The organism is Vibrio sp. ArtGut-C1 (genome assembly GCF_002105475.1).
Classification (GTDB): Bacteria; Pseudomonadota; Gammaproteobacteria; order Enterobacterales; family Vibrionaceae; genus Vibrio; species Vibrio diabolicus.
The window spans coordinates 1-13483 of sequence record NZ_NCTH01000002.1 but is presented as its reverse complement, the minus strand read 5'-3'; the positions used below and the strand labels follow the sequence as shown (position 1 = coordinate 13483).

The following is a 13483-nucleotide window of genomic DNA, read 5'->3' as shown; positions in this document are numbered from 1 at the left end:
ACGAGCGAATTAGACCATGTTAACGCCCCCAGCACTCAGCTTGTATGTACACATCCCTTGGTGTGTACAAAAGTGCCCGTATTGCGACTTTAACTCTCACGCGCTCAAAACCGAGATTCCAGAAGAAGAGTACATCAGTGCTCTTCTAGAAGATTTGGATACTGACATTGAGAAATACCGCCTTAACGAAGTGCCACGTCCACTGCATTCAATCTTCATTGGTGGTGGTACGCCGAGTTTGATTTCGGCAGAAGGCATCGAGCGTCTACTTAAGGGCATTGAAGCGCGTATTCCGTTTAAGCCAGAAATTGAGATCACCATGGAAGCTAACCCAGGCACCATCGAAGCAGAGCGTTTTGTTGGCTACCGCAAAGCTGGTGTAACGCGTATCTCTATCGGCGTGCAAAGCTTTGAGCAACAGAAGCTTGAGCGTTTGGGGCGCATTCACGGCCAAGACGAAGCCGTCAATGCTGCTAAGCTGGCGCACCAAATCGGTTTGAACAGCTTTAACCTCGATCTCATGCACGGCTTACCAGATCAAAGCATCGAACAAGCCTTGGCAGATTTGGACAAAGCGATTGAGTTGGCACCGCCGCACCTGTCTTGGTATCAGCTGACCATCGAACCAAACACCATGTTCTACTACAAGCCACCAACGCTACCTGACGATGATGACTTGTGGGATATTTTCGAGCTCGGACACCAAAAACTTTCAGCCGCGGGTTATGTGCAATATGAAATCTCGGGTTACAGCAAGCCGGGCTATCAGTGTCAGCACAACCTCAACTACTGGCGCTTTGGCGATTACCTTGGTATCGGTTGTGGCTCTCATGGCAAACTCAGTTTTACCGACGGACGTATTATTCGAACGACAAAGGTAAAACACCCGCGTGGCTATTTAGCGGCTTATCAAAATATGGTCAAACCTTATCTGCATACGGAACATGTCGTCGCGGATGAAGATCGTCCATTCGAGTTCTTTATGAACCGATTCCGCTTAATGGAAGCATGCCCGAAGCAAGATTACGTGGACACCACAGGCTTGCCGCTCAGTACGATTCAAGAAACGATTGATTGGGCGTTAGAAATGGGCTACTTGAGTGAAACCGCCACTCATTGGCAAATTACTGAAAAAGGGAAGCTCTTCCTTAATGACTTGCTCGAAGCCTTTATGGCCGAAGAAAGCGAAGAGTAACGCAGCCCAAAAACAAAAAAGCCTCTCAATTGAGAGGCTTTTTATATAGAACATTCAACATTAGAAAATCGAACGGCCAATTCGCTCCGATAGCAATTCAAGCGCCTTAGTACCAGCAAGGGAGTTACCTGAAGGGTCAAGCTCTGGAGACCATACTGCAATGGTCATTTCACCAGGTACCACCGCGATAATGCCACCACCAACACCAGACTTACCAGGCATACCAACGCGATAAGCAAACTCGCCCGCGCCATCATACAAGCCACACGTTGCTAACAGTGCATTAAGTTGTTTGGTTTGCACAGGAGAAACAACGGGCTTACCCGTTTGTACCGATGTGCCCTTATTTGCCAAATAGCTAAACGTTTTAGCCAAGTCGACACAGCTCATCTTCAGTGCACAAGCGTGGAAGTAGTTTTGCAGCACTGGAATTACTTCATTTTCGAAGTTACCAAACGAGCGCATGAGATATGCAATCGCCGCATTTCGATCACCATGCATCATTTCGGATGCCGCGACGACTTTGTCATACACAATATGAGTATCACCAGAAAGCTGACGTACAAATTCCAATAGGCGCTGACGAGGTGCAGATAAGCGAGTTTGCAACAGATCCGCCACAACTATCGCTCCAGCATTAATAAAAGGATTGCGAGGAATACCTTGCTCCATTTCTAGCTGGATTAGCGAATTAAATGCCTGCCCCGAAGGCTCTTTTCCCACTCGAGACCAAATTTCTTCTTGCTTGTACAAGCACATCGCTAACGTCAAGCTCAATGCTTTTGAAATAGATTGGATAGAGAAAGGTTCATCGGCATCGCCCGCCTTAATAACCTCACCTTCGTTGGTGTATACCGCAATACCTAACTTGTTGCTTGGTACTTTTGCCAGAGCAGGAATGTAATCAGCCACTTTGCCTTGGCCGATTAAAGGGCGCACTTCCGCCAAAATATCTGTCAAAATTTCCACTGTCGGTTTCATTCTCTACCTTCTATTTACAAGAGAACTCGTTGAGCTCAGAGGTAAAAAAAGCCAACGTGTCGTTGGCTTTTCCATAGGGTTCGTTCGACTCAAGTCGATTATGGTTTTACTGCCACAATAATATTGCGGTTGATAGATTGATCAACACGGTGAAGATAACCGATGTAAGGCTCTTCTGAAAGTACCTTCCAACCTTGCTCTTCAAATAATGCCGCGACGTCTTTCCATCTCAACGTAAATTCATTGAAAGACAACACCACTGAACCTTGTTTTTTCAGTACCACTTTCCATGCAGGCAGAGCCTCTTTTAAAAGCTCTAGTGGGCTCCGGTTCAGTTTGCTGTCCTTGGCATTTTTGCTGCCGTGCTGCACACCATAAGGCAGATCAGACACCATCACATCAACTGAGTTCTTTTTCACGACTTGATCAGCGATACGTGTATCAGCCGAATACAGCTTCATAAACTGAAGATTGCCTTGGTTGTAATCTTCTTTATTTGCTGCAGCTTCAACCACGAAACCATCCGCCACTTTCTTGCCACCCGCAGTGCGCTTTTCTTTGCTCACTTTGTGCTTAAAGCGACCATTCTTCATGAACTTAACGATAAAGGTCTGGATCTCTTGCACCCACTTGGCATTGATCTCTACCCCCACAACGTTCAAACCATGGATCAAGCCTTCAAACAAGGTTGTACCTTTACCACACATTGGATCCATTAAGGTCAGCTGCTCACTTCCCGTATTGGACGCACTAATGCCGATATTTACCATCAAGCGAGTAAACTGCTCGTTTGTTTTCCCGGTATAACGCAGAATCTGACTCATGCTTTCCGGGAAAGTATTGAACGCTGACGCTTGAATTGGTCGAAGTAAACCATCTTCGCGCACTTCAAATAGTGCATAGTAAATCGAAGAGGCTGCGATTCTTCGCGTCTGCTCATCGCTTAGAGCTTCCTGACAAGAAAACACCAACGCTGCAGGTAAGCCAACCTCTTTACTACCAATTTCTGTCACATCCACGCCTTGTGAAGCTAAAATTGCTTTTAGCTCTGAACAGGCAATGGTCATTGCGCTATCAAAGTAAATTCGGTTATGACCCGGATTCGCTAATATCGCGTAATGGTACATCCCATGAACTCCTCTAGTTACGCGATACGCTTATATTTGATATCCCACACACCGTGACCAAGACGGTGACCACGAGCTTCAAACTTCGTTAAAGGACGGTCGTCTGGACGAGGAACGAAATCACCATCTTTAGCAATGTTTTCGAAACCTGGCGCTTGGTTCATAACTTCAATCATGTGCTCTGCGTAGTTTTCCCAGTCTGTCGCCATGTGGAAAACACCTTCATTAGGGATCAGCTTCTCACGAACCATTTCAGCAAAACCTAATTGAACGATGCGACGCTTGTGGTGACGTTTCTTGTGCCAAGGGTCTGGGAAGAACAGCTGCAGTGTCGATAGGCTGCCGTTTGGAATCATATGCTCAAACACTTCGACTGCGTCATGGCACATCACACGCAGGTTAGTAACTCCCGCCTCACGCGCATCCGCAAGACAAGCACCAACACCCGGGCTGTGTACTTCGATACCAATGAAGTTCTTCTCTGGTGCATTCTTTGCCATTTCAACCAATGAAGCACCCATACCAAAACCGATCTCTAGTACAACGGGGTTGTCGTTACCAAACACTTCTTTCCAATCGAGAAGTTCAGCTTTGAAGTCAATACCCATCGTTGGCCAGCATTCATTCATCGCGCTCTCTTGACCTTTAGTCAAACGCCCTTCACGGCGCACAAAACTGCGGATTTTGCGGATCAGCTTTCCGTCTTCGTTGTATTCGTTAGTGGTTACTTCACTCATTGATTTTGCCTGCACATTGATTAATCAAAGCGGGGATTATCCAAAGAATTTACTGAGGTGCAAGTATTTGTTGAGCTCTTGGCCTATGGCAGCCCAAAAGCAATAGCACACCTCTTTATATCCCTACTGTTTATCCGTTGTACTTCTTGCCCATTATGTGGTGCAATTTTGCACCTAACCAATAATAGAATACAGAGCAAGTCGTGACACCTTTCGCCAGTGCCATCCTAGAATGGTATGACGCATATGGAAGAAAAGATCTTCCGTGGCAACAAAATAAGACCGCATACAGTGTCTGGTTGTCTGAAATCATGCTTCAGCAAACTCAGGTCACTACGGTTATTCCGTATTACCAACGTTTCTTAGAGCGTTTTCCAACCGTGCTCGATCTTGCCAATGCTGAGCAAGATGAAGTCCTGCACCTTTGGACTGGCTTAGGGTATTACGCCCGAGCCCGTAACCTTCACAAAGCAGCACAAGAGGTCGCCTCTACATACAATGGTGAGTTTCCTCTTGATATAGAGAAAATGAACGCCTTACCGGGGATTGGCCGCTCTACCGCAGCCGCCGTTTTATCGTCTGTGTATAAACAACCACATGCGATTCTTGATGGCAACGTGAAGCGCACCCTATCCCGCTGTTTCGCAGTCGAAGGATGGCCAGGACAAAAAAAGGTTGAAAACCAGCTGTGGGAAATTGCCGAAACGCATACCCCACAAACGGACGTAGATAAGTATAACCAGGCAATGATGGACATGGGCGCAATGGTCTGCACACGCAGCAAACCCAAATGTAGCCTCTGCCCTGTTGCGGATCTGTGTGTGGCAAAACAACAAGGCAATGTGCTCGACTACCCGGGTAAAAAACCGAAAAAAGACAAGCCAATCAAGCAAACTCGTTTTGTAATGCTTCACCACAACACCGAAAATGGTCATGAAGTGTGGTTAGAACAAAGACCACAAACAGGCATTTGGGGTGGCTTATTTTGCTTCCCACAAACCGAACATGTGGATGTAGAAAGCGACATTGAATTGCTACTGGATCAACGTGGCATTCAAGCCAGCAATATCAAGCAGCAGCAAACACTGATTACCTTTCGCCATACCTTTAGCCATTACCACCTCGATATCACGCCAATTTTGATTGATTTATCAAAGCAACCGGACGTGATAATGGAAGGCAACAAAGGTCTTTGGTATAACTTATCTAAACCTGAAGAAGTCGGTTTAGCCGCGCCAGTAAAACTATTGCTGGAAGCGCTACCCCACGAACTTCGTTAATTGAATACAAGGAGTCATTATGAGCCGCACTGTATTTTGTGCTCGACTAAAAAAAGAAGGCGAAGGTCTAGACTTTCAACTTTACCCTGGTGAACTAGGTAAACGTATTTTCGACAACATCTCGAAAGAAGCGTGGGCTCAGTGGCAACACAAACAAACCATGTTGATCAACGAAAAGAAACTCAACATGATGGATCCAGAGCACCGAAAACTGATCGAAACAGAAATGGTAAACTTCCTCTTTGAAGGAAAAGACGTTCATATCGAAGGTTACACACCGCCGAGCGAATAAAGTCGCTTGAGTTAAAACAATGACATCACAACCACTTGTGGTGTCATTTTTCTATTACCTTCAATAGCCCTGATACTTATGAAAAAAATTGTCTTTATTGCTGCCGCACTTTTAATGGCTGGCTGTAGCCGTGAATTCGTCGAAAAGATTTATGACGTCAACTACGAGCCCACAAACCGTTTTGCCAATAACTTAGCTGAGCTACCTGGACAATTTGAAAAAGATACCGCCGCGTTAGATGCCCTGATCAATAGTTTCTCTGGTAACATTCAAAAGCGCTGGGGTAAAAAAGAAATTAAGTACGCAGGCAAAAGTAATTACGTCAAATATATCGATAACTACCTTAGCCGTGCCGAAGTCGACTTTCGCAAAGGCGTGATCACGATTGAAACCGTATCACCGACCGAGCCCAAAAAGCACCTCAAAGAGGCGATTGTCACTACCTTACTCACGCCAGACGACCCAGCTCACGTCGACTTGTTCTCCTCAAAAGGAATCACGTTAGAAGGGCAACCATTTCTGTATAAACAAGTTGTTGACCAAGACAATAAGCCAATTCAGTGGTCTTGGCGGGCAAACCGATTTGCGGAGTATCTCATCACAAACAAAATCAAGACCAAAGACGTTGATTTCAAGAAAGCGTATTACGTCGAAATCCCCATGGTTGAAGACCATTTTTCAACACGCAGCTACCAATACGCCGATATCGTGCGCCGAGCTTCCAAGAAATACGATATTCCAGAAGATTTGATATACGCCATTATTAAAACCGAGAGCAGCTTCAACCCGTACGCAGTAAGTTGGGCAAATGCGTATGGCTTAATGCAAGTTGTACCTAAAACCGCCGGTCGAGACGTATTCAAGCTCGTGAAAAAGCGCTCAGGCCAGCCAAGCCCTGAATATTTGTTTAATCCAGAAAACAACATCGATACCGGTACTGCGTATTTCTACATTTTAAAAAATCGTTATTTAAGAGAAGTCCATCACCCTACCTCTCTCGAGTACAGTATGATTTCCGCTTACAATGGCGGTACTGGAGGTGTTTTAAACACATTCCATCGCAGCGATCGCAAACGCGCAATGCAAGATCTTAATTCGTTGCAACCCAACCAAGTTTATTGGGCACTAACTAAGAAACATCCGAACGCAGAAGCACGTCGTTACCTAGAAAAAGTTACAAATTTCAAAAAGGAATTTAACTCAAAGCAAACTTTGTAGTGACAGTTGAATAAAAAGCGTTCGAACAAGCACTTTTTTGAAATTATTTAAAAAAAGTGGTTGACGCAAAGCGGGAAAATCCGTTTAATAGCGCTCCGTCGCCCGGATAGCTCAGTCGGTAGAGCAGAGGATTGAAAATCCTCGTGTCGGTGGTTCGATTCCGCCTCCGGGCACCACAATTTGATTTGTTGGTGTCTTAACGAAATGTTATAACACGGACAAAAGCACAAAGAATAAAGTGTGCCGACTTAGCTCAGTAGGTAGAGCAACTGACTTGTAATCAGTAGGTCACCAGTTCGATTCCGGTAGTCGGCACCATTCTTTTGCCTCGATAGCTCAGTCGGTAGAGCAGAGGATTGAAAATCCTCGTGTCGGTGGTTCGATTCCGCCTCGAGGCACCATATTTGGTGCGCTTGCTTAATTTAAATCATTGGCAAGACACAAAACAGAATAGTTCCTCCTTAGCTCAGTTGGTAGAGCGACGGACTGTTAATCCGCAGGTCACTGGTTCGAGTCCAGTAGGAGGAGCCAAATTCAAGAATTTCATATAAATGAGATTCTTAAAACGAAGAGTTCATCTCTTCTAAAAAGAATAAGGTGTGCCGACTTAGCTCAGTAGGTAGAGCAACTGACTTGTAATCAGTAGGTCACCAGTTCGATTCCGGTAGTCGGCACCATTCTTTTGCCTCGATAGCTCAGTCGGTAGAGCAGAGGATTGAAAATCCTCGTGTCGGTGGTTCGATTCCGCCTCGAGGCACCATATTTGGTGCGCTTGCTTAATTTAAATCATTGGCAAGACACAAAACAGAATAGTTCCTCCTTAGCTCAGTTGGTAGAGCGACGGACTGTTAATCCGCAGGTCACTGGTTCGAGTCCAGTAGGAGGAGCCAAATTCAAGAATTTCATATAAATGAGATTCTTAAAACGAAGAGTTCATCTCTTCTAAAAAGAATAAGGTGTGCCGACTTAGCTCAGTAGGTAGAGCAACTGACTTGTAATCAGTAGGTCACCAGTTCGATTCCGGTAGTCGGCACCATTCTTTTGCCTCGATAGCTCAGTCGGTAGAGCAGAGGATTGAAAATCCTCGTGTCGGTGGTTCGATTCCGCCTCGAGGCACCATTATTTGGTGTCATTGCTAAACACGATACACGAATAATTCCTCCTTAGCTCAGTTGGTAGAGCGACGGACTGTTAATCCGCAGGTCACTGGTTCGAGTCCAGTAGGAGGAGCCATTTTTAAAAAGCCGCATCTTTTGATGCGGCTTTTTGGCATCTGCCCTACGTTCATTTCATTCCCCCAGTTTCTCTGTTTCTCTGTTTCTCTGTTTCTAGCATCGCAAAATATTAAGCCCAGTCTCTAAAAAACACTTATTTTACGCTAAAAATTTAATCCTCATCATAATTTCAATACGCATTAGTATGCGCGAATATTCATCTTCACTAAGATGCCCGAGTTATTACATTTCTTCTTTTAGCTATGCCTTGCATAGTGATGACACTTTATTTGTGAGCCAAATATGAAACTAAAAACTCAAGCCTATTTATTATCTGCGATCATATTGCTAGCACTCCTAGCACTGACCGCAACGGGCTTATGGACACTTCGCGTCGCAAGTAACCTTGATAACAAAGCTCGGGTTACTGAGCTATTCAAAAGTGCGTACAGCATTCTTACCGAAGTAGAAAAAATGGCTATCGAAGGCAAAATGCCAGAGGACGAAGCGAAATCATTAGCCACTCGCCTACTCCGTAATAATATCTACAAAGACAACGAATACGTTTATGTCGCAGATGAGAACATGATTTTTGTTGCAGCTCCGCTTGACCCTCAATTACATGGAACAAGCTTTCACGACTTTCGTGATGGAGATGGCAACAGCGTCGGCCAACTTATCTTAGATGTTTTGGGGCGCAAAACAGGTCAAATCATCGAATATACTTGGAGTCAAAAGCAGGCCGACGGAAGCATTGAAGAAAAACACTCTATTGCCGAGAAAACACCACATTGGGGCTGGGTTGTAGGTACAGGGATCGGCTTTAATGAGGTGAATGCTCGCTTCTGGGCTACCGCTCAATGGCAGCTTGTACTGTGTTTAGTTATCGCGGGGAGTATTCTCGGTGGCCTGATAATCTCGATTCGCAAGATGCTCAATCTACTTGGTGGAGAGCCAAACGATGTGCGCAAAGCCGTTCAAGCTGTCGCACAAGGCGACATTCAGACCAGTTTTGATGCAGTGGCGCCGAGAGGAAGTATCTATCGTGCGGTGCAAGATATGAGTCAATCACTAGCCACCATGGTGACAAACCTTGAGAAATCCATGCACGCACTGCGCGCTGAGTTATCTGCCGTAGAATCTCGCTCAAATACGATTGCCGATCTCACCGTATCTCAGCAGCAGTCAACAGCAATGATTGCCACTGCGATGACTGAAATGGCATCTTCAGCCAACCATGTTGCCAACTCGGCAAGTGATACAGCAAACAACACAGACGAAGCCGATAAACAAAGTCAGCATACTCAGAAGCTGATTCACAGTACTGTTGAAAACATTCAAGGTTTGGCTTCTCAATTAAATACTGCAAGTAAAGCGGTCGCCGATCTAGATCAGGATGTAAATAGTATAGTGAAAGTGCTCGATGTAATTGGCGATATTGCAGAGCAAACAAACTTACTCGCACTCAATGCTGCCATTGAAGCAGCACGTGCCGGAGAGCAAGGTCGAGGCTTTGCCGTTGTTGCCGACGAGGTGCGTAACCTGGCAGGCCGAACACAAGATAGCACTAAAGAGATTCAGCATATGATCTCCAACCTGCAAGAAGGTTCCCGTAACGCTATTCACACAATGGAAGTGTGTGCAGAAACCAGTGAGGGCACAGTAACAGAGTCTAAGAATGCCTCTGAAGCTCTGCAGCAAATTGTAACGGCGTTAGAATCTATCACCGCAATGAGTCAGCAGATCGCGACCGCAGCAGCCGAACAAACTCAGGTTAGCGATGATATTGCGCTGCGCATAAATCTTATCGAGGAAAGCGGAAGCCAGCTCAACTCTGTGGTAACGGAGAGCCAATCAAGCACTCAAAGTTTAGCTTCGCTGGCAGATGAGCTAGAAGGTTGGGTAAACAAGTTCTCTGTAAAGCACTAGGTTAAAGTCAATTGTTTAGTATAAAGCACGTTTTCAAGCGTGCTTTTTTTGTTTTTATCCATTTACTCTACTTTCAAACTCCTATCTCTCCATTAAAGAAAGCTTAGTTGATGGTGGATTTGTATCAAAAATGCATAAAAACAGCCCACTCCGAGCACATTTTCATCAAACGATATTTTATTTTAATTTTATGGTTGACCTAAGAGCCGAAAAACCGTTTAATACACCTCGTCGCCCGGATAGCTCAGTCGGTAGAGCAGAGGATTGAAAATCCTCGTGTCGGTGGTTCGATTCCGCCTCCGGGCACCACAATTTATTAATTGTTGGTGCTTAGCACGAACAATAGTTAAAGAATATAGTGTGCCGACTTAGCTCAGTAGGTAGAGCAACTGACTTGTAATCAGTAGGTCACCAGTTCGATTCCGGTAGTCGGCACCATTTATTCTTTTAAAAAGACAATTCCTCCTTAGCTCAGTTGGTAGAGCGACGGACTGTTAATCCGCAGGTCACTGGTTCGAGTCCAGTAGGAGGAGCCATTTTTCAGTTAGTAAGTCGATTACTTATTAACGAAAATGTGCCGACTTAGCTCAGTAGGTAGAGCAACTGACTTGTAATCAGTAGGTCACCAGTTCGATTCCGGTAGTCGGCACCACTTATTAAAATTTGTTCCTCCTTAGCTCAGTTGGTAGAGCGACGGACTGTTAATCCGCAGGTCACTGGTTCGAGTCCAGTAGGAGGAGCCATATTAGAAAAAGCCGTATCTCTTGATACGGCTTTTTTGCATTGGTTTAAAGTCAAACTCTTTTCTACTCATGTCACTCAGGAAAGAAAATCAGAGTTTAGATCATTACCTTGAAGGCATCGCTTAACTTAGAGTGGAATATCTGCTCACCAACAACTCTGCTTTCTATCGATAGTCCCACCATAAGCAATGTTCACCAATAAATAATAATCATAGTGGGTGGCACACATCTCCCAGATCAAAAAAGCCAGGTAAAACCCAGCTTTTTGCTTAAATCAACCAACTCAGCTTAAACCACCGAGACAAATATACTTTGTCTCCAAATATTCATCGAGCCCTTGTTTCGCACCTTCTCGGCCAACTCCTGACTCTTTGACTCCACCAAACGGGGCCACCTCAGTAGAAATAATCCCCTCATTGACACCAACCATGCCGTATTCCAGACCTTCGCTGAAAGCAACAATACGCTTGAAGTTATTCGTGTAGAAGTAACAAGCCAAACCATACTCTGTGTCATTCGCCATTCCGAGAACTTGTTCATCATTCTCAAAGGTAATAATAGGTAACACAGGCCCGAATAGCTCTTGCTGAACAATCGACATATGCTGCTTGACGCTATCCAAAAGAACGGGCTCCATAAAGCGCCCAGAGCGTCTCTGCGGAGAGTTGGCAATAGAAGCCCCTTCTTGTACAGCTTGATCGATCACCGCCTCTAGACGATGTTTAGAAGCCATCGTAATAACAGGGCCTAATGTGACACCGTTATCTAAACCATTACCAAGCTGTAATTTGCTTAACTTCGACAATACTTTTTCAATAAAAACTTGTTTTACACCTTCATGAACATACAGCCGATTGGTACAAACACATGTTTGCCCTGCATTACGGAACTTCGAAGCGACAAGCCCTTCCGCCGCCGCATCTAAATCTGCATCGTCAAAAACAATAAAAGGTGCATTACCACCTAACTCCATCGAAACCGCTTTGACAGAGTCACTGGCTTGTTTCATCAAAATCTTCCCGACTCGCGTAGAGCCCGTAAAAGAAACTTTCTTAATCCTAGGATCAGTACTTAGTACTTGGCCAAACTCAGCTGCCTGCTCTGATACCACCACAGGAAGCAGTTCTTTTGGGATTCCTGCCTGATAAGCTAATTCAACAACAGCAATTGCAGTAAGAGGAGTAAGCTCAGAGGGCTTGATCAACATGCCACAGCCTGCCGCCAGGGCTGGTGCTGCTTTTCTTGTAATCATCGCAATAGGGAAGTTCCACGGCGTAATTGCAGCGCATACCCCTACAGGCTGGCGAATAGCAGACAGACGTCGATCTGTCGTGGGGGCAGGTATAACTTCGCCATAAGCACGTTTGGCTTCTTCTGAGAACCACTCGACAAAAGAGGCGCCATACATCACCTCCCCTTTACTCTCGGTTAATGGTTTCCCCTGCTCTAAGGTAATAATTGTGGCAATGTCTTCTGCATTATCAAAGAGTAATTGATACCACTTTTTCAAGCGACGAGAGCGCTCTTTGGCACTTAACTTTGCCCAGCGAATTTGCTCGGTTTTACACTTACCAATAATGTCATCTAATTCCTCAAGAGCACTGGGCTTTAATCGAACTAACTCTTGCTCAGTTGCAGGGTTGATGACCACAATTCCCTCTTCGGAAGACCATTGCTTAAGTACGGATTTCAAGGTTTCATTTTTTATTTGTTGCATCATCAAACTTACTCCTACGAGAACTCCTCTTAGGTTAATCGTTACTAGCAAGATCAGCAAAGAAAACAAAGTTTTCTAAAAGACATGAATGTTCGAATGACTTTACTCTCTTAACAGTCTAGACGCTCATTCTCTTCCAATGACTAAATCAGACTAGCGGTAACAAACTCCAGCAATCCATTCTCCTAGGGACTATCCAGAACACTAGAACGATGAATATTTGCGAAGTAGCAGTAGAAAACTCTTATTAGAGAGGAGCGTTAACGAAATACGCAGTGACAAGAATGCAGAATACGAGCTAGCTTATGCAAATTCTCTGGTCTAATGACCGGCATAACCCATCAGTCCCCAGCATTTACTATAGGCTCGAATCTGTAGAGAAATGGGCAAGATTACATTCAACTAGAATTGTGCAACTCGGTTACAGAGAAAACTGGCACTACAGATACCAAAAGTCTTAGTCTTTTAAAAGTGGCAGCGGAGCCGGGCTACGAGTAGGCCTTCTGCGGGAGTCATTCGATCGAAGGGAGAAATATACTTGCATTAACGAAAAAAGCCCCAGTCTTTCGACTGGGGCTTAATATAAGTGGCGGAGTGGACGGGACNAAATTTAAAGCCTGGCGATGTCCTACTCTCACATGGGGAAGCCCCACACTACCATCGGCGCTATTTCGTTTCACTTCTGAGTTCGGCATGGAAGTCAGGTGGGTCCAAAACGCTATGGTCGCCAAGCAAATTCTTTACGTTTTGTTTTAGGCTTTAATTTAAAGTCTAAAACAAACAATAAATGGTGCTGATACCCAGAATCGAACTGGGGACCTCATCCTTACCAAGGATGCGCTCTACCGACTGAGCCATATCAGCACATTATTTGTGTCCGTAAGGACTAAAAAAGCCCGCTTTTACAAACGGGCTCTCTTAACTTTTGTCTTCACCTTTTAAAAAGGAGAACACTAAATTTAAAGCCTGGCGATGTCCTACTCTCACATGGGGAAGCCCCACACTACCATCGGCGCTATTTCGTTTCACTTCTGAGTTCGGCATGGAAGT

The 13483-nt window shown here is 45.0% G+C and carries 9 protein-coding genes, 16 tRNA genes and 1 rRNA gene; 20 read left to right on the top strand and 6 right to left on the bottom strand.

Annotated features, from left to right (window positions below; translation table 11 throughout):
* Nucleotides 1–16 precede the first annotated feature (16 nt).
* Nucleotides 17–1195, top strand: coding sequence for a radical SAM family heme chaperone HemW (gene hemW, locus B7360_RS01745; protein WP_085342618.1), 1179 nt, complete (start codon nt 17–19; stop codon nt 1193–1195).
* A 60-nt stretch (nt 1196–1255) separates the two neighbouring features.
* Here hemW and glsB read toward each other — a convergent pair whose 3' ends face one another.
* The 3 genes from glsB to trmB form a co-directional block, all read right to left on the bottom strand.
* Entirely contained in the window at nt 1256–2176 is a 921-nt protein-coding gene (gene glsB, locus B7360_RS01740; protein ID WP_005393987.1) for a glutaminase B, read from the bottom strand.
* Between the two features lie 98 nt (nt 2177–2274).
* Nucleotides 2275–3303 carry a TRM11 family methyltransferase gene (locus B7360_RS01735; protein WP_085342617.1) on the bottom strand — a complete coding sequence of 343 codons (1029 nt, stop codon included), beginning with the start codon at nt 3301–3303 and terminating at the stop codon, nt 2275–2277.
* Nucleotides 3304–3320: 17 nt separating this feature from the next.
* Entirely contained in the window at nt 3321–4040 is a 720-nt protein-coding gene (trmB, locus tag B7360_RS01730) for a tRNA (guanosine(46)-N7)-methyltransferase TrmB (protein WP_085342616.1), read from the bottom strand.
* 203 nt (nt 4041–4243) lie between these two features.
* Here trmB and mutY point away from each other — a divergent pair, with 203 nt between their 5' ends.
* The 19 genes from mutY to B7360_RS01635 all read left to right on the top strand — a co-directional run bounded on the left by mutY (nt 4244) and on the right by B7360_RS01635 (nt 10716).
* Nucleotides 4244–5320: an A/G-specific adenine glycosylase gene (mutY, locus tag B7360_RS01725; RefSeq protein ID WP_085342615.1), complete on the top strand. Its 1077-nt coding sequence runs from the start codon at nt 4244–4246 to the stop codon at nt 5318–5320.
* A 19-nt stretch (nt 5321–5339) separates the two neighbouring features.
* A complete protein-coding gene (locus B7360_RS01720; protein WP_005381002.1) occupies nt 5340–5612 on the top strand; it encodes an oxidative damage protection protein in 273 nt (90 codons plus the stop codon).
* A 78-nt stretch (nt 5613–5690) separates the two neighbouring features.
* Nucleotides 5691–6830, top strand: a complete 1140-nt coding sequence (mltC, locus tag B7360_RS01715; protein ID WP_085342614.1) for a membrane-bound lytic murein transglycosylase MltC — start codon at nt 5691–5693, stop codon at nt 6828–6830.
* Nucleotides 6831–6930: 100 nt separating this feature from the next.
* Nucleotides 6931–7006 (top strand) — tRNA-Phe (locus B7360_RS01710).
* 66 nt (nt 7007–7072) lie between these two features.
* A tRNA-Thr gene (locus B7360_RS01705) sits at nt 7073–7148 on the top strand.
* 7 nt (nt 7149–7155) lie between these two features.
* A tRNA-Phe gene (locus B7360_RS01700) sits at nt 7156–7231 on the top strand.
* Between the two features lie 54 nt (nt 7232–7285).
* Nucleotides 7286–7361: transfer RNA gene (locus B7360_RS01695), tRNA-Asn, on the top strand.
* Nucleotides 7362–7431: 70 nt separating this feature from the next.
* A tRNA-Thr gene (locus tag B7360_RS01690) sits at nt 7432–7507 on the top strand.
* A 7-nt stretch (nt 7508–7514) separates the two neighbouring features.
* Nucleotides 7515–7590 (top strand) — tRNA-Phe (locus tag B7360_RS01685).
* Nucleotides 7591–7644: 54 nt separating this feature from the next.
* Nucleotides 7645–7720 (top strand) — tRNA-Asn (locus B7360_RS01680).
* A gap of 70 nt (nt 7721–7790) precedes the next feature.
* Nucleotides 7791–7866, top strand: a tRNA-Thr gene (locus B7360_RS01675).
* Between the two features lie 7 nt (nt 7867–7873).
* A tRNA-Phe gene (locus tag B7360_RS01670) sits at nt 7874–7949 on the top strand.
* Between the two features lie 38 nt (nt 7950–7987).
* A tRNA-Asn gene (locus B7360_RS01665) sits at nt 7988–8063 on the top strand.
* A gap of 284 nt (nt 8064–8347) precedes the next feature.
* Nucleotides 8348–9973 (top strand): methyl-accepting chemotaxis protein, encoded by a 1626-nt coding sequence (locus tag B7360_RS01660; RefSeq protein WP_085342613.1) that lies wholly within the window; start codon nt 8348–8350, stop codon nt 9971–9973.
* Between the two features lie 233 nt (nt 9974–10206).
* Nucleotides 10207–10282, top strand: a tRNA-Phe gene (locus B7360_RS01655).
* A gap of 53 nt (nt 10283–10335) precedes the next feature.
* A tRNA-Thr gene (locus tag B7360_RS01650) sits at nt 10336–10411 on the top strand.
* A 22-nt stretch (nt 10412–10433) separates the two neighbouring features.
* Nucleotides 10434–10509, top strand: a tRNA-Asn gene (locus tag B7360_RS01645).
* A gap of 40 nt (nt 10510–10549) precedes the next feature.
* Nucleotides 10550–10625: transfer RNA gene (locus tag B7360_RS01640), tRNA-Thr, on the top strand.
* 15 nt (nt 10626–10640) lie between these two features.
* Nucleotides 10641–10716 (top strand) — tRNA-Asn (locus B7360_RS01635).
* A gap of 283 nt (nt 10717–10999) precedes the next feature.
* On the opposite strand, the gene B7360_RS01630 is transcribed toward B7360_RS01635, so the two are convergent.
* The 3 genes from B7360_RS01630 to B7360_RS01620 all read right to left on the bottom strand — a co-directional run bounded on the left by B7360_RS01630 (nt 11000) and on the right by B7360_RS01620 (nt 13297).
* Nucleotides 11000–12436, bottom strand: a complete 1437-nt coding sequence (locus B7360_RS01630; protein ID WP_085342612.1) for an NAD-dependent succinate-semialdehyde dehydrogenase — start codon at nt 12434–12436, stop codon at nt 11000–11002.
* Between the two features lie 612 nt (nt 12437–13048).
* Nucleotides 13049–13165 (bottom strand): 5S ribosomal RNA (rrf, locus tag B7360_RS01625).
* Between the two features lie 56 nt (nt 13166–13221).
* Nucleotides 13222–13297 (bottom strand) — tRNA-Thr (locus B7360_RS01620).
* Between the last annotated feature and the right edge of the window lie 186 nt (nt 13298–13483).

Coding starts and splice junctions, on each gene's coding strand:
- hemW (WP_085342618.1), top strand. CDS start 17: ATGTTAACGCCCCCAGCACTCAGCTTGTATGTACACATCCCTTGGTGT.
- glsB (WP_005393987.1), bottom strand. CDS start 2,176: ATGAAACCGACAGTGGAAATTTTGACAGATATTTTGGCGGAAGTGCGC.
- B7360_RS01735 (WP_085342617.1), bottom strand. CDS start 3,303: ATGTACCATTACGCGATATTAGCGAATCCGGGTCATAACCGAATTTAC.
- trmB (WP_085342616.1), bottom strand. CDS start 4,040: ATGAGTGAAGTAACCACTAACGAATACAACGAAGACGGAAAGCTGATC.
- B7360_RS01720 (WP_005381002.1), top strand. CDS start 5,340: ATGAGCCGCACTGTATTTTGTGCTCGACTAAAAAAAGAAGGCGAAGGT.
- mltC (WP_085342614.1), top strand. CDS start 5,691: ATGAAAAAAATTGTCTTTATTGCTGCCGCACTTTTAATGGCTGGCTGT.
- B7360_RS01660 (WP_085342613.1), top strand. CDS start 8,348: ATGAAACTAAAAACTCAAGCCTATTTATTATCTGCGATCATATTGCTA.
- B7360_RS01630 (WP_085342612.1), bottom strand. CDS start 12,436: ATGATGCAACAAATAAAAAATGAAACCTTGAAATCCGTACTTAAGCAA.